This window comes from Streptomyces sp. NPDC048623 (assembly GCF_040650755.1).
Lineage (GTDB): Bacteria > Actinomycetota > Actinomycetes > Streptomycetales > Streptomycetaceae > Streptomyces.
The window spans coordinates 506,777-524,709 of record NZ_JBEZHV010000001.1; the positions used below are offsets into that span (position 1 = coordinate 506,777).

The window sequence follows — 17,933 nt, forward strand, 5'->3', positions numbered from 1 at the left end:
AGGACTGAGAAATGGGTATCCGCAAGTACAAGCCGACGACGCCGGGCCGCCGTGGCTCCTCCGTCGCCGACTTCGTCGAGATCACGCGGTCCACGCCGGAGAAGTCGCTGGTCCGCCCCCTGCACAGCAAGGGCGGCCGTAACAACACCGGTCGTGTGACCGTCCGTCACCAGGGCGGTGGCCACAAGCGCGCCTACCGTGTGATCGACTTCCGTCGTCACGACAAGGACGGCGTGCCGGCCAAGGTCGCTCACATCGAGTACGACCCCAACCGCACCGCGCGCATCGCGCTGCTCCACTACGTGGACGGCGAGAAGCGCTACATCATCGCCCCCAAGGGTCTGACGCAGGGTGACCGCGTCGAGAACGGCCCGGGCGCGGACATCAAGCCCGGCAACAACCTGGCGCTCCGCAACATCCCGGTCGGTACCACGATCCACGCGATCGAGCTCCGTCCCGGTGGCGGCGCCAAGTTCGCCCGCTCGGCCGGTGCCTCCGTGCAGCTGCTGGCGAAGGAGGGCACCATGGCCCACCTCCGCATGCCGTCCGGTGAGATCCGTCTCGTCGACGCCCGCTGCCGCGCCACCATCGGTGAGGTCGGCAACGCCGAGCAGTCGAACATCAACTGGGGCAAGGCCGGCCGCAAGCGCTGGCTGGGCGTCCGCCCGACCGTTCGCGGTGTGGCGATGAACCCGGTTGACCACCCGCACGGTGGTGGTGAGGGCAAGACCTCCGGTGGTCGTCACCCGGTCTCCCCGTGGGGTCAGAAGGAGGGTCGTACTCGTTCGCCGAAGAAGGCTTCGAACAAGTACATCGTCCGCCGCCGCAAGACGAACAAGAAGCGCTAGGAGCGGGTTTAGATGCCGCGCAGTCTCAAGAAGGGGCCCTTCGTCGACGACCACCTCATCAAGAAGGTGGATGTCCAGAACGAAGCCGGCACCAAGAACGTCATCAAGACCTGGTCCCGTCGCTCGATGATCGTCCCGGCCATGCTCGGCCACACGATCGCGGTGCACAACGGCAAGACCCACATCCCGGTGTTCGTCACCGAGTCGATGGTCGGCCACAAGCTCGGCGAGTTCTCGCCGACGCGCACCTTCCGGGGTCACGTCAAGGAAGACCGGAAGTCGAAGCGCCGCTAGCAGCGGATCGCATTCAGACACGTAAGTAACTGAGAGGGACAACCATGGAAGCCAGGGCCCAGGCGCGGTACATCCGCGTTACGCCCATGAAGGCCCGCCGCGTGGTGGACCTTATCCGTGGCATGGATGCCACGGAGGCTCAGGCTGTTCTGCGATTCGCCCCGCAGGCAGCCTCCGTGCCGGTCGGCAAGGTGCTCGACAGCGCCATCGCCAACGCCGCGCACAACTACGACCACACGGACGCCTCTTCGCTGTTCATCAGCGAGGCGTTCGTCGACGAGGGCCCGACCCTGAAGCGGTTCCGTCCGCGTGCCCAGGGCCGTGCCTACCGGATCCGCAAGCGGACCAGCCACATCACCGTGGTCGTCAGCAGCAAGGAAGGAACCCGGTAATGGGCCAGAAGGTTAACCCGCATGGGTTCCGGCTCGGCATCACCACGGACTTCAAGTCCCGCTGGTACGCCGACAAGCTGTACAAGGACTACGTCAAGGAAGACGTCGCCATCCGTCGGATGCTGACGTCCGGCATGGAGCGCGCCGGCATCTCGAAGGTGGAGATCGAGCGCACCCGTGACCGCGTCCGTGTGGACATCCACACCGCTCGCCCGGGCATTGTCATCGGTCGCCGTGGCGCCGAGGCCGACAAGATCCGCGGCCAGCTCGAGAAGCTGACCGGCAAGCAGGTCCAGCTGAACATCCTCGAGGTCAAGAACCCCGAGGTCGACGCTCAGCTGGTGGCCCAGGCCGTCGCCGAGCAGCTGTCCTCCCGCGTCTCCTTCCGTCGGGCCATGCGCAAGAGCATGCAGTCCGCCATGAAGGCCGGCGCCAAGGGCATCAAGATCCAGTGTGGTGGCCGTCTCGGCGGCGCCGAGATGTCCCGCTCGGAGTTCTACCGCGAGGGTCGTGTGCCGCTGCACACGCTGCGCGCGAACGTCGAGTACGGCTTCTTCGAGGCCAAGACGACCTTCGGCCGCATCGGCGTGAAGGTCTGGATCTACAAGGGCGACGTCAAGAACATCGCCGAGGTCCGCGCCGAGAACGCCGCTGCCCGCGCCGGCAACCGCCCGGCCCGTGGTGGCGCTGACCGCCCGGCCGGCCGTGGTGGCCGCGGTGGCGAGCGTGGCGGTCGCGGTCGCAAGCCGCAGCAGGCTCAGGCTGCCGAGGCCCCCAAGGCCGAGGCTCCCGCCGCCGCTCCGGCTGCTGAGAGCACCGGAACGGAGGCCTGACCGAAATGCTGATCCCCCGTAGGGTCAAGCACCGCAAGCAGCACCACCCCAAGCGCTCGGGCATGAGCAAGGGTGGCACGCAGGTTGCGTTCGGCGAGTACGGCATTCAGGCCCTCACGCCGGCGTACGTGACCAACCGTCAGATCGAGGCCGCGCGTATCGCGATGACCCGCCACATCAAGCGTGGCGGCAAGGTCTGGATCAACATCTACCCGGACCGTCCGCTCACGAAGAAGCCTGCCGAGACCCGCATGGGTTCCGGTAAGGGTTCCCCGGAGTGGTGGATCGCGAACGTCAAGCCCGGTCGGGTGATGTTCGAGCTGTCCTACCCGAACGAGAAGATCGCGCGTGAGGCTCTGACTCGTGCGGCTCACAAGCTGCCGATGAAGTGCAAGATCGTTAAGCGCGAGGCAGGTGAGCTGTGATGTCGGCCGGTACCAAGGCGTCCGAGCTGCGCGAGCTGGGCAACGAGGAGCTTGTCGCCAAGCTCCGCGAGGCCAAGGAAGAGCTGTTCAACCTCCGCTTCCAGGCGGCGACGGGCCAGCTCGAGAACCACGGTCGGCTCAAGTCCGTCCGTAAGGACATCGCCCGGATCTACACCCTGATGCGTGAGCGTGAGCTGGGCATCGAGACGGTGGAGAACGCCTGATGAGCGAGAACAACGTGACTGAAGAGCGCAACGCCCGCAAGGTCCGTGAGGGCCTCGTCGTCAGCGACAAGATGGACAAGACCGTCGTCGTCGCTGTCGAGGACCGCGTCAAGCACGCGCTGTACGGCAAGATCATCCGCCGTACGAACAAGCTCAAGGCTCACGACGAGCAGAACCAGGCCGGCGTCGGCGACCGCGTGCTCCTCATGGAGACGCGCAAGCTGTCCGCCACGAAGCACTGGCGTGTCGTCGAGATCCTCGAGAAGGCCAAGTAATTAATCCGAGGGGCCTTCCCTCGGGTTCGTTCCGCCAGGCTCGGTGTGGGGCCTCACTCGCTTGAGGCCCCCACCGGGAACCGGCAGACAATCAGGAGATAGACGTGATCCAGCAGGAGTCGCGACTTCGCGTCGCCGACAACACTGGTGCCAAGGAGATCCTTTGCATCCGTGTTCTCGGTGGTTCGGGTCGCCGCTACGCGGGCATCGGTGACGTCATCGTCGCCACCGTCAAGGACGCGATCCCCGGTGGCAACGTGAAGAAGGGTGACGTCGTCAAGGCGGTCATCGTTCGCACCGTCAAGGAGCGCCGCCGCCAGGACGGCTCGTACATCCGCTTCGACGAGAACGCCGCCGTCATTCTGAAGAACGACGGCGACCCTCGCGGCACCCGTATCTTCGGCCCGGTGGGCCGTGAGCTGCGCGAGAAGAAGTTCATGAAGATCATCTCGCTCGCGCCGGAGGTGCTGTAAGCATGAAGATCAAGAAGGGCGACCTGGTCCAGGTCATCACCGGTAAGGACAAGGGCAAGCAGGGCAAGGTCATCGCGGCCTACCCCGCCGACTCCCGTGTCCTGGTCGAGGGTGTCAACCGGGTCAAGAAGCACACGAAGGCCGGCCCGAACCAGGCCGGCGGCATCGTGACCACCGAGGCTCCGGTCCACGTCTCCAACGTCCAGCTGGTCGTGGAGAAGGACGGCAAGAAGGTCGTCACGCGTGTGGGTTACCGCTTCGACGACGAGGGCAACAAGATCCGCGTTGCCAAGCGGACGGGTGAGGACATCTGATGGCTACCACCACTCCGCGTCTCAAGACGAAGTACCGCGAGGAGATCGCGGGCAAGCTGCGTGACGAGTTCAAGTACGACAACGTCATGCAGATCCCCGGCCTCGTGAAGATCGTGGTCAACATGGGTGTCGGCGACGCCGCCCGTGACTCGAAGCTGATCGAGGGCGCGATCCGCGACCTCACCACGATCACCGGTCAGAAGCCGGCCGTCACCAAGGCCCGCAAGTCCATCGCGCAGTTCAAGCTGCGTGAGGGCCAGCCGATCGGTGCCCACGTCACGCTCCGTGGCGACCGCATGTGGGAGTTCCTGGACCGCACCCTGTCGCTCGCGCTGCCGCGCATCCGCGACTTCCGCGGCCTGTCCCCCAAGCAGTTCGACGGCCGTGGCAACTACACCTTCGGTCTCACGGAGCAGGTCATGTTCCACGAGATCGACCAGGACAAGATCGACCGCGTCCGGGGTATGGACATCACCGTGGTCACCACGGCGACCAACGACGACGAGGGCCGTGCCCTTCTGCGTCACCTCGGCTTCCCGTTCAAGGAGGCGTAAGCGAGATGGCGAAGAAGGCTCTCATCGCGAAGGCTGCCCGCAAGCCCAAGTTCGGTGTGCGTTCGTACACCCGCTGCCAGCGCTGCGGTCGCCCCCACTCCGTGTACCGCAAGTTCGGCCTGTGCCGCGTGTGCCTTCGTGAGATGGCTCACCGTGGCGAGCTGCCGGGCGTGACCAAGAGCTCCTGGTAATTCTCCTTCGCCCTCTGGGCGTTGGTGAATGACCGGAGTCTCTCGGTAAGCACTGGGCTGGCGGAGGCCCTCCTCTTCATGCCGTAGGCTTGAAGGGTTGGGCGTCCGCCGCCCTACCGACTTACTACGCCGTAGGTCCACCGCACCGCACCCGCCCCGTCTCGGATCGGGGAGAGGGATGGTGCACCAGGAAACCCCGGCGAGAGAGGCCGAAGGCCAATTCATGACCATGACTGATCCGATCGCAGACATGCTCACGCGTCTGCGTAACGCGAACTCGGCGTACCACGACTCCGTGACGATGCCGCACAGCAAGATCAAGTCGCATATCGCGGAAATCCTCCAGCAGGAGGGCTTCATCACGGGCTGGAAGGTCGAGGACGCCGAGGTCGGCAAGAACCTCGTGCTCGACCTCAAGTTCGGTCCGAACCGTGAGCGCTCCATCGCGGGCATCAAGCGGATCTCGAAGCCGGGCCTCCGGGTTTACGCGAAGTCCACCAACCTGCCGAAGGTCCTCGGCGGCCTGGGCGTGGCGATCATCTCCACGTCCCACGGTCTCCTGACCGGCCAGCAGGCGCAGAAGAAGGGCGTGGGTGGGGAAGTCCTCGCCTACGTCTGGTAGTCGGGAACGGAGGAAAAGCTATGTCTCGCATTGGCAAGCTCCCCATCCCGGTTCCCGCCGGCGTGGACGTCACCATCGAGGGCCGCACGGTCACCGTCAAGGGCTCCAAGGGCTCGCTGACGCACACCGTCGCCGCTCCGATCGAGATCGTTAAGGGCGAGGACGGCGTTCTCAACGTCACCCGTCCGAACGACGAGCGTCAGAACAAGGCCCTCCACGGCCTGTCCCGCACGCTGGTGGCCAACATGATCACCGGTGTGACCCAGGGGTACACGAAGGCGCTCGAGATCAGCGGTGTCGGTTACCGCGTTGCCGCGAAGGGCTCCGACCTGGAGTTCCAGCTCGGCTACAGCCACCCGATCCTGGTGGAGGCCCCCGAGGGCATCTCCTTCAAGGTCGAGTCGCCGACCAAGTTCTCGGTCGAGGGCATCGACAAGCAGAAGGTCGGCGAGGTCGCCGCCAACATCCGCAAGCTGCGGAAGCCCGACCCGTACAAGGCCAAGGGTGTCAAGTACGCGGGCGAGGTCATCCGCCGCAAGGTCGGAAAGGCTGGTAAGTAAGCCATGGCATACGGTGTCAAGATCGCCAAGGGCGACGCTTACAAGCGCGCTGCGAAGGCGCGTCGTCACCTGCGCATCCGCAAGAACGTGTCGGGTACGGCGGAGCGTCCGCGTCTCGTCGTGACGCGCTCGAACCGCGGTATCACCGCCCAGGTCATCGACGACCTCAAGGGTCACACCCTGGCGTCGGCGTCCCACCTGGACGCCTCCGTCCGCGGTGGCGAGGGCGACAAGTCCGCGCAGGCCAAGCAGGTCGGCGCCCTGGTCGCCGAGCGCGCCAAGGCGGCCGGCGTCGAGGCCGTCGTGTTCGACCGTGGTGGCAACAGGTACGCCGGGCGCATTGCCGCTCTGGCTGACGCCGCCCGCGAAGCCGGGCTGAAGTTCTAAGCCCCGGTTCCGGGACTAACGGACGTAACAGAGAGAGGTATTCCAATGGCTGGACCCCAGCGCCGCGGCAGCGGTGCCGGTGGCGGCGAGCGGCGGGACCGGAAGGGCCGCGACGGTGGCGCTGCCGCCGCCGAGAAGACCGCGTACGTTGAGCGCGTTGTCGCGATCAACCGCGTCGCCAAGGTTGTGAAGGGTGGTCGTCGCTTCAGCTTCACCGCGCTGGTCGTGGTGGGCGACGGTGACGGCACCGTGGGTGTCGGTTACGGCAAGGCCAAGGAGGTGCCGGCCGCCATCGCCAAGGGTGTTGAGGAGGCCAAGAAGCACTTCTTCAAGGTCCCCCGTATCCAGGGCACCATCCCGCACCCGATCCAGGGTGAGAAGGCCGCGGGCGTCGTCCTGCTCAAGCCGGCTTCCCCCGGTACCGGTGTCATCGCCGGTGGCCCGGTGCGCGCCGTGCTCGAGTGCGCCGGCGTTCACGACATCCTGTCGAAGTCGCTCGGCTCCGACAACGCGATCAACATCGTGCACGCGACCGTGGCGGCCCTCAAGGGCCTGCAGCGTCCCGAGGAGATCGCGGCCCGCCGCGGTCTGCCCCTCGAGGACGTCGCCCCCGCGGCTCTGCTTCGTGCGCGTGCCGGGGCGGGTGCGTAATGGCTCGCCTCAAGATCACGCAGACGAAGTCGTACATCGGCAGCAAGCAGAACCACCGCGACACCCTGCGTTCGCTCGGGCTCAAGCGCCTGAACGACGTGGTCGTCAAGGAGGACCGCCCCGAGTTCCGCGGAATGGTGCACACCGTCCGCCACCTCGTGACGGTCGAGGAGGTCGACTGACATGGCGGAGACCAACCCGCTGAAGGTCCACAACCTCCGTCCCGCCCCGGGCGCCAAGACCGCCAAGACCCGTGTGGGTCGTGGTGAGGCGTCGAAGGGTAAGACGGCCGGTCGTGGTACGAAGGGCACGAAGGCCCGCTACCAGGTTCCGGAGCGCTTCGAGGGTGGCCAGATGCCGCTCCACATGCGCCTCCCGAAGCTGAAGGGCTTCAAGAACCCCTTCCGCACCGAGTTCCAGGTCGTGAACCTGGACAAGCTGGCCGCGCTCTACCCGCAGGGTGGCGAGGTCACGGTGGCCGACCTGGTCGCCAAGGGTGCGGTTCGCAAGAACCAGCTCGTCAAGGTCCTGGGCCAGGGCGAGGTCTCCGTGGCGCTGCAGGTGACGGTCGACGCCGTCTCCGGCTCCGCCAAGGAGAAGATCGCCGCCGCCGGCGGCACCGTCACCGAGCTCGTCTGAGACGACTCGATGGCCTGAACATCCCACCGGGGATGCCCCTACAAAAGGGGCATCCCCGGTTGGTCGTTCCTAGGGGGCCATAGTCGCCGGTAAGGTGGCGTCCACTGTCTAGAGTGCGTGCGGTATGCCCGCGAGCCCTCCGGACTGACCACTCATAGTCGAACCTCAAGACCGTCACCTCTGACGCATTGCGCGGGGGTCGCAGGAGGCACCGTGCTCACCGCGTTCGCCCGGGCGTTCAAGACGCCCGACCTGCGCAAGAAGCTGCTCTTCACGCTCGGCATCATCGTGCTGTACCGGCTCGGGGCGCACATCCCCGTCCCCGGCGTCAGCTACGAGGCCGTCCAGCAGTGTGTCGACCAGGCGAAGCAGGGCAACAACAGCCTCTTCGGTCTGGTGAACATGTTCAGTGGCGGGGCGCTGCTGCAGATCACCATCTTCGCGCTCGGCATCATGCCGTACATCACGGCGAGCATCATCCTGCAGCTGCTGACCGTCGTGATCCCGCGCCTGGAGGCCCTGAAGAAGGAGGGGCAGGCCGGCACCACGAAGATCACGCAGTACACGCGTTATCTGACGGTCGCGCTCGCCATCCTCCAGGGCACCGGCCTCGTCGCCACCGCCCGTACCGGCGCGCTGTTCAGCGGCTGCACCGTCGCGAGCCAGGTCGTTCCCGACCAGTCGATCTTCACCACCGCCACCATGGTCATCACCATGACCGCGGGCACCGGTGTCGTGATGTGGCTGGGCGAGCTCATCACCGACCGCGGCATCGGCAACGGCATGTCGATCCTCATGTTCATCTCGATCGCCGCCGGCTTCCCGGGCGCCCTGTGGGCCATCAAGGAGAGCGGCAAGCTCGCCAAGGGCTGGATCGAGTTCGGCACCGTGATCATCATCGGCTTCGTGATGGTGGCCCTCGTCGTCTTCGTCGAGCAGGCCCAGCGCCGCATCCCGGTGCAGTACGCGAAGCGGATGATCGGCCGGCGGTCGTACGGCGGTACGTCCACTTACATCCCGTTGAAGGTGAATCAGGCAGGTGTGATTCCTGTCATCTTCGCCTCGTCGCTGCTCTACATCCCGGCGCTCGTCGCGCAGTTCTCGAACTCCACCGCCGGCTGGAAGACCTGGATCGAAGCCCACTTCGTCAAGGGTGACCACCCGTACTACATCGCCGCGTACTTCCTTCTGATCGTGTTCTTCGCCTTCTTCTACGTGGCGATCTCGTTCAACCCCGAGGAAGTCGCCGACAACATGAAGAAGTATGGTGGCTTCATCCCGGGTATCCGGGCTGGTCGTCCTACTGCCGAGTATCTGAGCTACGTGCTCAACCGGATCACTTGGCCGGGCTCGCTGTACCTGGGTCTGATCGCTCTTGTGCCGACGATGGCGTTGGCCGGCTTCGGTGGTGCGAACGCGAACTTCCCGTTCGGTGGCACCAGCATCCTGATCATCGTGGGTGTGGGTCTCGAGACCGTGAAGCAGATCGAGAGCCAGCTCCAGCAGCGCAATTACGAAGGGTTCCTCCGCTGATGCGAATCGTCCTCGTCGGACCGCCCGGGGCCGGCAAGGGAACGCAGGCTGCGTTCCTTGCCAAGAACCTGGCCATTCCTCACATCTCCACGGGTGACCTGTTCCGTGCCAACATCTCGCAGGGCACGGAGCTGGGCCTGGCGGCGAAGGGTTACATGGACCGGGGCGAGCTCGTTCCGGACGAGGTGACCATCGGGATGGCCAAGGACCGTATGGAGCAGGAGGACGCCGTCAACGGCTTCCTGCTCGACGGGTTCCCGCGCAACGTGGCCCAGGCCGAGGCCCTGGATGCCGCCCTCAAGGAGGACGGCATGCAGCTGGACGCGGTTCTGGACCTGGAGGTCCCCGAGGACGAGGTCGTGAAGCGGATCGCGGGTCGTCGCGTCTGCCGCACCGACTCCGCGCACGTCTTTCACGTGACGTACAACGCCCCGAAGACCGAGGGCGTCTGCGACATCTGCGGTGGCGAGCTCTTCCAGCGCCCGGATGACTCCGAGGAGACGGTCCGCACGCGCCTGGAGGTCTACCACACGCAGACCGAGCCGATCATCGACTACTACAAGAAGCAGGGGCTCGTCGCGACGATCTCCGCTCTCGGCAAGGTGGACGAGGTCACGGCGCGGGCGATGGACGCGCTGAAGAAGTAACCACGGTTTTCGTACGACACGGCCGCGGTGCCCGGTGAGGGCGCCGCGGCCGTATCGTTGTTCTGTCCCCGGTACGCGTAGAGGAAAGGCCCCGACCACGATGGTGCAGATCAAGACCCCCGAGCAGATCGCGAAGATGCGCGAGGCGGGGCTGGTCGTCGCGGCCATCCACGCGGCCACCCGCGAGGTGGCGGTGCCGGGCGCGACGACGCGGGACCTGGACGAGGTCGCCCGCAAGGTGATCGCCGACCACGGCGCGAAGTCCAACTTCCTCGGGTACGGCGGGTTCCCCGCGACCATCTGCACCTCGGTCAATGAGGTCGTCGTCCACGGCATCCCGGACGAGAAGACCGTCCTCAAGGACGGCGACATCATCTCCATCGACGCCGGCGCGATCGTCGACGGCTGGCACGGCGACGCCGCGTACACCTGCTTCGTGGGCAGCGGCCACGCGCCGGAGCTGATCGAGCTCTCCCGGGTGACCGAGGAGTCGATGTGGGCGGGCATCGCCGCGATGAAGCTCGGCGCGCGCCTGGTGGACATCTCGAAGGCGATCGAGTCCTACATCAAGCGCCAGCCGCGGCCGGCCGTGGGCGACCACAGCCTGGGCCGCTACGGCATCATCGAGGACTACGGCGGCCACGGCATCGGCACCGAGATGCACATGGACCCGCACCTGCTGAACTACGTCTCCCGCAAGCGCGGCAAGGGCCCGAAGCTGGTCCCCGGCTTCTGCCTGGCCATCGAGCCCATGGTCTCCCTCGGCACCCCGCGCACCGAGGTTCTCGCCGACGACTGGACCGTCATCACGACCGACGGCACCTGGTCCTCCCACTGGGAGCACAGCATCGCCCTGACCGAGGAGGGCCCGCTGGTCCTCACGGCGGTCGACGGCGGCAAGGCGAAGCTGGCGGAGCTGGGCGTGACGGCGGCGCCGGATCCGCTGGCCTGACCGCTGGCGTAACGATCAACGACGTTGGGCAAACTTCCCGGATTCGTCTTTTCCAGGTGCCTGACGTAGACTGATGCGTCGGCTCTCGTGTACCCGTGTGTCCGCACCCGGAGGCGAGAGTCGATCAAGGTAGCCGATTCGAAGGGCGAAGCGTGGCCAAGAAGCAAGGTGCCATCGAAATCGAGGGCACCGTGATCGAGTCCCTGCCGAACGCCATGTTCAAGGTGGAGCTCCAGAACGGTCACAAGGTCCTCGCGCACATCTCCGGCAAGATGCGGATGCACTACATCCGAATCCTCCCGGACGACCGGGTCGTCGTGGAGCTGTCTCCGTACGACCTGACGCGTGGCCGGATCGTCTACCGGTACAAGTAGATCTTGCCCGCACCCCCGCACCTTCGCGCGGGTGGTGGCACTGACCCGGAGAACCTCACATCCCATGAAGGTCAAGCCGAGCGTCAAGAAGATCTGCGACAAGTGCAAGGTGATCCGCCGCCACGGCCGGGTCATGGTCATCTGCGACAACCTGCGCCACAAGCAGCGCCAGGGCTGACGCACGCCGACCGACCTGCATCTCGCAGTTCTTCGCGCGACGCATAGCAACACACGTACATAAGCAGAGCCCGTCCGGCCGTCCCGCACGGCTGACGACACCTCCGGCGGGGGCCGGGGACCCGGCTGTACCACTCCTCTGACAACAGAGGGTCGGCAGTCGGGAGTGGTTCTGCAGCAGACCCCCGAGAACACAGGAGCCATTGAATGGCACGCGTTTCCGGTGTTGACATCCCGCGCGAAAAGCGTGTGGTGGTCGCACTCACCTACGTCTTCGGCATCGGGCGTACCCGGTCCGAGGAGATCCTCGCCGCGACCGGCGTGAACCCGTCCACCCGTGTCCGCGACCTTGCCGAGGAAGACCTCGTCAAGATCCGCGAGTACGTGGACGCCAACCTCCAGACCGAGGGTGACCTCCGCCGCGAGATCGCCGCCGACATCCGCCGCAAGGTCGAGATCGGCTGCTACCAGGGCCTGCGCCACCGTCGTGGCCTGCCCGTCCGCGGTCAGCGCACCAGCACGAACGCTCGTACCCGCAAGGGCCCGCGTCGCGCCATCGCCGGTAAGAAGAAGCCGGGCAAGAAGTAGTCCTCAGCGGACGCTCGACCAAACGGTCTTCGCTGTAGGACCGACCACCTCCCGTAGGAGTTATAGATGCCCCCCAAGGGTCGTCAGGGCGCTGCCAAGAAGGTGCGCCGCAAGGAAAAGAAGAACGTCGCTCACGGCCACGCGCACATCAAGAGCACGTTCAACAACACGATCGTCTCGATCACGGACCCGTCCGGCAACGTGATCTCCTGGGCCTCCGCCGGCCACGTCGGCTTCAAGGGCTCGCGCAAGTCCACCCCCTTCGCCGCGCAGATGGCCGCCGAGTCGGCCGCCCGCCGCGCGCAGGAGCACGGCATGCGCAAGGTCGACGTCTTCGTCAAGGGTCCCGGCTCCGGCCGTGAGACCGCGATCCGCTCCCTCCAGGCCACCGGCCTCGAGGTCGGCTCGATCCAGGACGTCACCCCCACCCCGCACAACGGCTGCCGTCCGCCGAAGCGCCGCCGCGTCTGACGCAGCGGGCGCACCTGTGCGTCTTTGAGTGTCCGGGCGGTACGACCCTGCAAAGGGACGTGCCGCCCGTACCCTTGGCAGTACCTCGCAGTACCTGTCGGGCGTCAAATAGTGGGCGTCCACAAACGAAGGAATCACCGACATGCTTATCGCTCAGCGTCCTTCGCTGACCGAAGAGGTCGTCGACGAGTTCCGCTCCCGGTTCGTCATCGAGCCGCTGGAGCCGGGCTTCGGCTACACCCTCGGCAACTCGCTCCGCCGCACCCTCCTCTCGTCGATCCCCGGCGCTGCTGTCACCAGCATCCGCATCGACGGTGTCCTGCACGAGTTCACCACCGTGCCGGGCGTCAAGGAGGACGTCACCGACCTCATCCTGAACATCAAGCAGCTGGTCGTCTCCTCGGAGCACGACGAGCCGGTCGTGATGTACCTGCGCAAGCAGGGTCCGGGTGTCGTCACCGCCGCCGACATCGCGCCGCCGGCCGGTGTCGAGGTGCACAACCCCGACCTGGTCCTCGCCACGCTCAACGGCAAGGGCAAGCTGGAGATGGAGCTGACCGTCGAGCGCGGTCGCGGCTACGTCTCCGCTGTCCAGAACAAGCAGGTGGGCCAGGAGATCGGCCGTATCCCGGTCGACTCCATCTACTCGCCGGTTCTCAAGGTCACCTACAAGGTCGAGGCGACCCGAGTCGAGCAGCGCACCGACTTCGACAAGCTCATCGTCGACGTCGAGACCAAGCAGGCCATGCGCCCGCGTGACGCCATGGCGTCCGCCGGCAAGACCCTGGTCGAGCTGTTCGGTCTGGCCCGCGAGCTCAACATCGACGCCGAGGGCATCGACATGGGCCCGTCCCCGACGGACGCCGCCCTGGCCGCCGACCTGGCGCTGCCGATCGAGGAGCTGGAGCTCACCGTTCGGTCGTACAACTGCCTCAAGCGCGAGGGCATCCACTCCGTGGGTGAGCTCGTGGCGCGTTCCGAGGCCGACCTGCTCGACATCCGCAACTTCGGTGCGAAGTCGATCGACGAGGTCAAGGCGAAGCTGGCCGGCATGGGCCTGGCCCTCAAGGACAGCCCGCCCGGATTCGACCCGACCGCCGCCGCCGACGCCTTCGGCGCCGACGACGACGCGGACGCGGGCTTCGTCGAGACCGAGCAGTACTAAGAGCTCGGGCCTCACGGTCCGTACCTTCCGGGACCCGCCCTTTCGAGGGCGCGTCCCGGATCTCCGACAGGTAACCGCCTGCTCGGACACTGACTCCGGTACCTGACACGGCCGGGGCAGACCCAAGGAGAAACACCATGCCGCGTCCCACCAAGGGCGCCCGCCTCGGCGGCTCCGCCGCGCACGAGAAGCTGCTCCTCGCCAACCTGGCGAAGTCGCTCTTCGAGCACGGCCGCATCACGACGACCGAGGCCAAGGCCCGTCGCCTGCGTCCGGTCGCCGAGCGCCTGATCACCAAGGCGAAGAAGGGCGACATCCACAACCGTCGCCTGGTGCTGCAGACGATCACCGACAAGGGCGTCGTCCACACCCTCTTCACCGAGATCGCCCCGCGCTACTCGGAGCGTCCGGGTGGTTACACCCGTATCACCAAGATCGGCAACCGTCGTGGCGACAACGCCCCGATGGCCGTGATCGAGCTGGTCGAGGGCGAGATCGCCAAGAAGGCGACCGTCGCCGAGGCCGAGGCCGCCACCAAGCGCGCCGTCAAGGAGGCCGACGAGGCCGCCGCGGTCGAGACGACCGAGGACGAGGCGAAGGACGCGTAAGCGTTCCGCCGAGTTTCCCGCGAGCGGGCCCGTACCCCCTGGGGTGCGGGCCCGCTCCCGTGCGTCCGAGGCGTGTCCATGTGTTTGAGAGGATTTACGGCGTGACCGACCAGCGTGATGACGTGCAGCCCGGGTTCGTACGCGTACGGCTCGACCTTTCGTACGACGGCAGGGACTTCTCCGGCTGGGCCAAGCAGGCCCGCGGGCAGCGGACCGTCCAGGGCGAGATCGAGGACGCGCTGAAGACCGTGACCCGGTCCTCCGAGACGTACGAGCTGACCGTCGCCGGCCGTACCGACGCCGGGGTCCACGCCCGCGGCCAGGTCGCGCACGTGGACCTGCCGGAGGGCCTGTGGGCGGAGCACCGGGAGAAGCTGCTGCGGCGGCTCGCCGGGCGCCTCTCGCACGACGTGCGGGTCTGGAAGGTCGAGGAGGCCCCCGCGGGCTTCAACGCGCGTTTCTCGGCGATCTGGCGCCGTTACGCCTACCGCGTCACCGACCACCCCGGCGGCGTCGACCCGCTCCTGCGCGGCCACGTCCTGTGGCACGACTGGACGCTCGACATGGACGCCATGAACGCGGCCGCCGAGCGCCTCGTCGGCGAGCACGACTTCGCCGCGTACTGCAAGAAGCGCGAGGGCGCGACGACCATCCGGACCCTGCAGGAGCTGCGCTGGGAGCGCCGCCCGGACGGGATCCTGGAGGCCACCGTCAAGGCCGACGCCTTCTGCCACAACATGGTGCGCTCGCTGGTCGGCGCGCTGCTTTTCGTCGGCGACGGGCACCGCCCGGTCGAGTGGCCGGGCAAGGTCCTGGCCGCCGGTGTGCGGGACTCGGCCGTGCATGTCGTACGGCCGCACGGCCTCACCCTGGAAGAGGTCGGCTACCCGGCCGACGAGCTGCTCGCCGCCCGCAGCAGGGAGGCCCGCAACAAGCGGTCACTCCCGGGGAGCGCCGGCTGCTGCTGAGGCCTGGGCGCGGCCGCGGGCGTAGAGCTGGTTGAAGGTGAAGGTGCCCAGGTCGTCGGAGGCCTGGAAGACCGCCGAGTCGCCGGTGGTGACCTTCTTGCCGTTGAGGAAGCCGGCCTGGGTGAGGTACACGTACCGGCCGATGGAGTTGGTGCGCCGCAGACAGACCGTGGCGTGGCAGAAGTCCTTCACCCCGGCGCCGGTGAGCGGCGCGATGCCGCCACTGGCCTGCTTCTTCGCCCTGCTCGCCTGCTCGTCGGTCGGGAAGACGGCGACGCCGACGGTGATCGCGACCCCGTCGCGGACGTAGGTGGCGCGGATCACCCGGGTGCAGCCGTTGTTCTTGAGGACGCCGCCGAGAGCGCCCTGGGTGACGGCCGCGCAGTTCGTGGTGGAGGAGGTCGCGCCCTTCGCGTACGGGCGCTTGTTCATGCTCAGCTTCTTGCCCGGGAAGAGGCCCTCGGGGCTCAGCGGCGCCTTGTCCTTCTTGGCGTCGGAGATGTAGTCCATCGGGTTCGGCGGGGGCAGCGGGGCGACCGAGGAGAAGGTCGGGGCGGGGCTCGCGGTGTCGGTGGGGGCGACGGAGCCGGTCGGCGTGGGGCCGCCGTTCTTCGCCTCCTCGTTGTTCCTGTTGGTGGAGACGATCGCGGTGGCGACCACCGCGCCCACGGCGAGCGCGGCGACCACGCCGCCGCCGATGAACAGCAGGCGCTTGCGCTTGTTGCGGGAGGCGGAGGCGTCGGCGAGGGCGCCCCAGTCGGGGGTGCCGGTGTCCTGCGCGCCCGGGAACGGGTTCGGCTGCTGGGGCTGCCCGTACGTGGGCTGCTGACCGTACGCCGGTGGCTGCTGCGGGTATCCGTAACCCGGCTGCTGCGGGTACCCGTACCCGTAACCCTGCTGCCCGTTCTGCTGCTCGCCGCCCGCCTGCGGTCCCCCAAAGCTCATGCGCGGCATCCTAATCCGCTTGGGATTCGGCGGTCGCGGCGGTGACAATGCCCCTCATGGGACATGTCGAAGCCGCGCACCTGGAGTACTACCTTCCGGACGGGAGGGTCCTCCTCGGGGACGCCTCCTTCCGGGTCGGCGAGGGCGCCGTGGTCGCCCTGGTCGGGGCCAACGGCGCCGGCAAGACGACCCTCCTCCGGATGATCTCCGGGGAGCTCCAGCCGCACGGCGGCACCGTCACGGTCAGCGGCGGGCTCGGCGTGATGCCGCAGTTCGTGGGCTCCGTGCGGGACGAGTCGACCGTGCGCGACCTGCTGGTCTCGGTGGCGCCCGCCCGGATCCGTACCGCCGCGCAGGCCGTCGACGCCGCCGAGGAGCGGATCATGACGGTCGACGACGAGGCCGCGCAGATGGCGTACGCGCAGGCGCTCAGCGACTGGGCCGAGGTGCAGGGGTACGAGTTCGAGACCCTGTGGGACGTGTGCACCATGGCCGCGATGGGCGTGCCGTACGACAAGGCGCAGTTCCGGCAGGTGCGCACGCTGAGCGGCGGAGAGCAGAAGCGTCTGGTCCTGGAGTACCTGCTGCGCGGCAGCGACGAGGTGCTGCTCCTCGACGAGCCGGACAACTATCTCGACGTGCCCGGCAAGCGCTGGCTGGAGGAGCGGCTGCGGGAGACCCGTAAGACGGTGCTCTTCATCTCCCACGACCGTGAGCTGCTGTCCCGGGCCGCGCAGAAGATCGTGGCCGTGGAGCCCGGTCCGGCCGGTTCGGACGTGTGGGTGCACGGTGGCGGCTTCGACACCTTCCACGAGGCGCGGCGGGAGCGTTTCGCGCGCTTCGAGGAGCTGAAGCGGCGCTGGGAGGAGAAGCACGCCCAGCTGAAGAAGCTGGTGCTCAACCTGCGGCAGGCGGCCGCGGTCAGCCATGACATGGCCTCGCGGTACGCGGCGGCGCAGACGCGCCTGAGGAAGTTCGAGGAGGCCGGCCCGCCGCCGGAGCCGCCGCGCGAGCAGGACATCCGGATGCGGCTGCGCGGCGGCCGGACCGGCGTGCGGGCGGTGACGGCCGAGAACCTGGAGCTGACGGGGCTGATGAAGCCCTTCTCCCTGGAGATCTTCTACGGGGAGCGGGTCGCCGTCCTCGGCTCGAACGGCTCCGGCAAGTCGCACTTCCTGCGGCTGCTCGCCGGTGACGAGTCGGTCGCGCACACGGGTACGTGGAAGCTGGGCGCCCGGGTCGTGCCGGGGCACTTCGCGCAGACCCACGCCCACCCGGAGCTCTTCGGGCGCCCGCTGGTCGACATCCTGTGGACCGAGCACGCCAAGGACCGCGGCGGGGCCATGTCCATGCTGCGCCGCTACGAGCTGGAGCGGCAGGGCGACCAGGCCTTCGAGAAGCTCTCCGGCGGCCAGCAGGCGCGCTTCCAGATCCTGCTCCTGGAGCTGGCGGGCACGACGGCGCTGCTGCTCGACGAGCCGACGGACAACCTGGACCTGGAGTCCGCGGAGGCCCTCCAGGACGGCCTGGAGTCGTACGAGGGCACGGTCCTCGCCGTCACCCACGACCGCTGGTTCGCGCGCTCCTTCGACCGGTATCTGGTCTTCGGCTCGGACGGGGTCGTACGGGAGACGAGCGAGCCGGTGTGGGACGAGCGGCGCGTGGAGCGGGCGCGGTAGGGGCGGCGCGTTTTGACCCGTCCGGGGTGGCGCGGGTACCGTAGCGGTTTGTTATGCGTATCGGCTTCGTCGTTCTCACGCGAGGGGCCCTTACGCAAGTTCCCTGGAGCAGTTACCAGTGGCTCGCATACGGGCGGTGTCCCG

29 protein-coding genes are annotated in these 17,933 nt (G+C 67.3%); 28 read left to right on the plus strand and 1 reads right to left on the minus strand.

Annotated features, from left to right (window positions below; all coding sequences use genetic code 11):
• Nucleotides 1-11: 11 nt before the first annotated feature.
• The 27 genes from rplB to truA all read left to right on the plus strand — a co-directional run bounded on the left by rplB (nucleotide 12) and on the right by truA (nucleotide 15,165).
• Nucleotides 12-848, plus strand: coding sequence for a 50S ribosomal protein L2 (gene rplB / locus AB0C73_RS02565; protein ID WP_030208986.1), 837 nt, complete (start codon nucleotides 12-14; stop codon nucleotides 846-848).
• A gap of 12 nt (nucleotides 849-860) precedes the next feature.
• Nucleotides 861-1,142, plus strand: coding sequence for a 30S ribosomal protein S19 (gene rpsS / locus AB0C73_RS02570; RefSeq protein WP_009190133.1), 282 nt, complete (start codon nucleotides 861-863; stop codon nucleotides 1,140-1,142).
• A 44-nt stretch (nucleotides 1,143-1,186) separates the two neighbouring features.
• Nucleotides 1,187-1,534, plus strand: a complete 348-nt coding sequence (rplV, locus tag AB0C73_RS02575; RefSeq protein WP_030359020.1) for a 50S ribosomal protein L22 — start codon at nucleotides 1,187-1,189, stop codon at nucleotides 1,532-1,534.
• Nucleotides 1,534-2,367 (plus strand): 30S ribosomal protein S3, encoded by an 834-nt coding sequence (gene rpsC, locus AB0C73_RS02580; RefSeq protein WP_362523674.1) that lies wholly within the window; start codon nucleotides 1,534-1,536, stop codon nucleotides 2,365-2,367. The genes rplV and rpsC overlap by 1 nt, the downstream gene beginning before the upstream one ends.
• A gap of 5 nt (nucleotides 2,368-2,372) precedes the next feature.
• The gene (gene rplP / locus AB0C73_RS02585; protein WP_015035580.1) at nucleotides 2,373-2,792 is read left to right on the plus strand and encodes a 50S ribosomal protein L16; all 420 of its coding nucleotides are present in this window, start codon (nucleotides 2,373-2,375) and stop codon (nucleotides 2,790-2,792) included.
• Nucleotides 2,792-3,016 carry a 50S ribosomal protein L29 gene (gene rpmC / locus AB0C73_RS02590; RefSeq protein ID WP_128985131.1) on the plus strand — a complete coding sequence of 75 codons (225 nt, stop codon included), beginning with the start codon at nucleotides 2,792-2,794 and terminating at the stop codon, nucleotides 3,014-3,016. Before rplP ends, rpmC begins: the two co-directional genes overlap by 1 nt.
• A complete protein-coding gene (gene rpsQ / locus AB0C73_RS02595; protein WP_265864048.1) occupies nucleotides 3,016-3,291 on the plus strand; it encodes a 30S ribosomal protein S17 in 276 nt (91 codons plus the stop codon). The genes rpmC and rpsQ overlap by 1 nt, the downstream gene beginning before the upstream one ends.
• A gap of 104 nt (nucleotides 3,292-3,395) precedes the next feature.
• Nucleotides 3,396-3,764, plus strand: a complete 369-nt coding sequence (gene rplN, locus AB0C73_RS02600; RefSeq protein WP_003956455.1) for a 50S ribosomal protein L14 — start codon at nucleotides 3,396-3,398, stop codon at nucleotides 3,762-3,764.
• Between the two features lie 2 nt (nucleotides 3,765-3,766).
• A complete protein-coding gene (gene rplX / locus AB0C73_RS02605) occupies nucleotides 3,767-4,078 on the plus strand; it encodes a 50S ribosomal protein L24 (RefSeq protein ID WP_189974770.1) in 312 nt (103 codons plus the stop codon).
• Nucleotides 4,075-4,632 carry a 50S ribosomal protein L5 gene (gene rplE, locus AB0C73_RS02610; RefSeq protein WP_362523881.1) on the plus strand — a complete coding sequence of 186 codons (558 nt, stop codon included), beginning with the start codon at nucleotides 4,075-4,077 and terminating at the stop codon, nucleotides 4,630-4,632. The genes rplX and rplE overlap by 4 nt, the downstream gene beginning before the upstream one ends.
• Nucleotides 4,633-4,637: 5 nt before the next feature.
• A complete protein-coding gene (locus AB0C73_RS02615; protein WP_059127180.1) occupies nucleotides 4,638-4,823 on the plus strand; it encodes a type Z 30S ribosomal protein S14 in 186 nt (61 codons plus the stop codon).
• Nucleotides 4,824-5,046: 223 nt separating this feature from the next.
• The gene (gene rpsH / locus AB0C73_RS02620; protein WP_041130779.1) at nucleotides 5,047-5,445 is read left to right on the plus strand and encodes a 30S ribosomal protein S8; all 399 of its coding nucleotides are present in this window, start codon (nucleotides 5,047-5,049) and stop codon (nucleotides 5,443-5,445) included.
• 20 nt (nucleotides 5,446-5,465) lie between these two features.
• Complete coding sequence (rplF, locus tag AB0C73_RS02625; protein ID WP_030201556.1) at nucleotides 5,466-6,005, plus strand: 50S ribosomal protein L6; 540 nt, start codon at nucleotides 5,466-5,468, stop codon at nucleotides 6,003-6,005.
• A 3-nt stretch (nucleotides 6,006-6,008) separates the two neighbouring features.
• Nucleotides 6,009-6,392, plus strand: coding sequence for a 50S ribosomal protein L18 (gene rplR, locus AB0C73_RS02630; protein ID WP_362523678.1), 384 nt, complete (start codon nucleotides 6,009-6,011; stop codon nucleotides 6,390-6,392).
• A 45-nt stretch (nucleotides 6,393-6,437) separates the two neighbouring features.
• Nucleotides 6,438-7,043, plus strand: a complete 606-nt coding sequence (gene rpsE, locus AB0C73_RS02635) for a 30S ribosomal protein S5 (RefSeq protein WP_005313527.1) — start codon at nucleotides 6,438-6,440, stop codon at nucleotides 7,041-7,043.
• Nucleotides 7,043-7,225: a 50S ribosomal protein L30 gene (rpmD, locus tag AB0C73_RS02640; RefSeq protein ID WP_005313525.1), complete on the plus strand. Its 183-nt coding sequence runs from the start codon at nucleotides 7,043-7,045 to the stop codon at nucleotides 7,223-7,225. The genes rpsE and rpmD overlap by 1 nt, the downstream gene beginning before the upstream one ends.
• A 1-nt stretch (nucleotide 7,226) precedes the next feature.
• Nucleotides 7,227-7,682, plus strand: a complete 456-nt coding sequence (gene rplO, locus AB0C73_RS02645; protein WP_362523680.1) for a 50S ribosomal protein L15 — start codon at nucleotides 7,227-7,229, stop codon at nucleotides 7,680-7,682.
• Nucleotides 7,683-7,895: 213 nt separating this feature from the next.
• Nucleotides 7,896-9,215: a preprotein translocase subunit SecY gene (gene secY, locus AB0C73_RS02650; RefSeq protein WP_362523682.1), complete on the plus strand. Its 1,320-nt coding sequence runs from the start codon at nucleotides 7,896-7,898 to the stop codon at nucleotides 9,213-9,215.
• On the plus strand, nucleotides 9,215-9,862 hold the full coding sequence (locus AB0C73_RS02655; RefSeq protein ID WP_362523683.1) for an adenylate kinase: 648 nt from the start codon (nucleotides 9,215-9,217) through the stop codon (nucleotides 9,860-9,862). The genes secY and AB0C73_RS02655 overlap by 1 nt, the downstream gene beginning before the upstream one ends.
• Nucleotides 9,863-9,962: 100 nt before the next feature.
• Nucleotides 9,963-10,814 carry a type I methionyl aminopeptidase gene (gene map / locus AB0C73_RS02660; protein WP_362523685.1) on the plus strand — a complete coding sequence of 284 codons (852 nt, stop codon included), beginning with the start codon at nucleotides 9,963-9,965 and terminating at the stop codon, nucleotides 10,812-10,814.
• Nucleotides 10,815-10,966: 152 nt separating this feature from the next.
• Nucleotides 10,967-11,188, plus strand: a complete 222-nt coding sequence (infA, locus tag AB0C73_RS02665) for a translation initiation factor IF-1 (protein WP_003956442.1) — start codon at nucleotides 10,967-10,969, stop codon at nucleotides 11,186-11,188.
• Nucleotides 11,189-11,252: 64 nt separating this feature from the next.
• Nucleotides 11,253-11,366: a 50S ribosomal protein L36 gene (gene rpmJ, locus AB0C73_RS02670; protein ID WP_003956441.1), complete on the plus strand. Its 114-nt coding sequence runs from the start codon at nucleotides 11,253-11,255 to the stop codon at nucleotides 11,364-11,366.
• A 206-nt stretch (nucleotides 11,367-11,572) separates the two neighbouring features.
• Nucleotides 11,573-11,953: a 30S ribosomal protein S13 gene (gene rpsM / locus AB0C73_RS02675; protein WP_015035595.1), complete on the plus strand. Its 381-nt coding sequence runs from the start codon at nucleotides 11,573-11,575 to the stop codon at nucleotides 11,951-11,953.
• Between the two features lie 66 nt (nucleotides 11,954-12,019).
• A complete protein-coding gene (gene rpsK, locus AB0C73_RS02680) occupies nucleotides 12,020-12,424 on the plus strand; it encodes a 30S ribosomal protein S11 (RefSeq protein WP_003956432.1) in 405 nt (134 codons plus the stop codon).
• Nucleotides 12,425-12,566: 142 nt separating this feature from the next.
• Complete coding sequence (locus tag AB0C73_RS02685; protein WP_265864056.1) at nucleotides 12,567-13,589, plus strand: DNA-directed RNA polymerase subunit alpha; 1,023 nt, start codon at nucleotides 12,567-12,569, stop codon at nucleotides 13,587-13,589.
• Nucleotides 13,590-13,726: 137 nt separating this feature from the next.
• The gene (gene rplQ, locus AB0C73_RS02690; RefSeq protein WP_356063809.1) at nucleotides 13,727-14,197 is read left to right on the plus strand and encodes a 50S ribosomal protein L17; all 471 of its coding nucleotides are present in this window, start codon (nucleotides 13,727-13,729) and stop codon (nucleotides 14,195-14,197) included.
• 80 nt (nucleotides 14,198-14,277) lie between these two features.
• A complete protein-coding gene (gene truA / locus AB0C73_RS02695) occupies nucleotides 14,278-15,165 on the plus strand; it encodes a tRNA pseudouridine(38-40) synthase TruA (RefSeq protein ID WP_362523688.1) in 888 nt (295 codons plus the stop codon).
• Here truA and AB0C73_RS02700 read toward each other — a convergent pair.
• Nucleotides 15,136-16,110 carry a hypothetical protein gene (locus AB0C73_RS02700; protein WP_362523690.1) on the minus strand — a complete coding sequence of 325 codons (975 nt, stop codon included), beginning with the start codon at nucleotides 16,108-16,110 and terminating at the stop codon, nucleotides 15,136-15,138. The genes truA and AB0C73_RS02700 overlap by 30 nt on opposite strands.
• 56 nt (nucleotides 16,111-16,166) lie before the next feature.
• On the opposite strand from AB0C73_RS02700, the gene AB0C73_RS02705 reads away from it, so the two are divergent.
• Nucleotides 16,167-17,789, plus strand: coding sequence for an ATP-binding cassette domain-containing protein (locus AB0C73_RS02705; RefSeq protein WP_362523691.1), 1,623 nt, complete (start codon nucleotides 16,167-16,169; stop codon nucleotides 17,787-17,789).
• Nucleotides 17,790-17,933 lie beyond the last annotated feature (144 nt).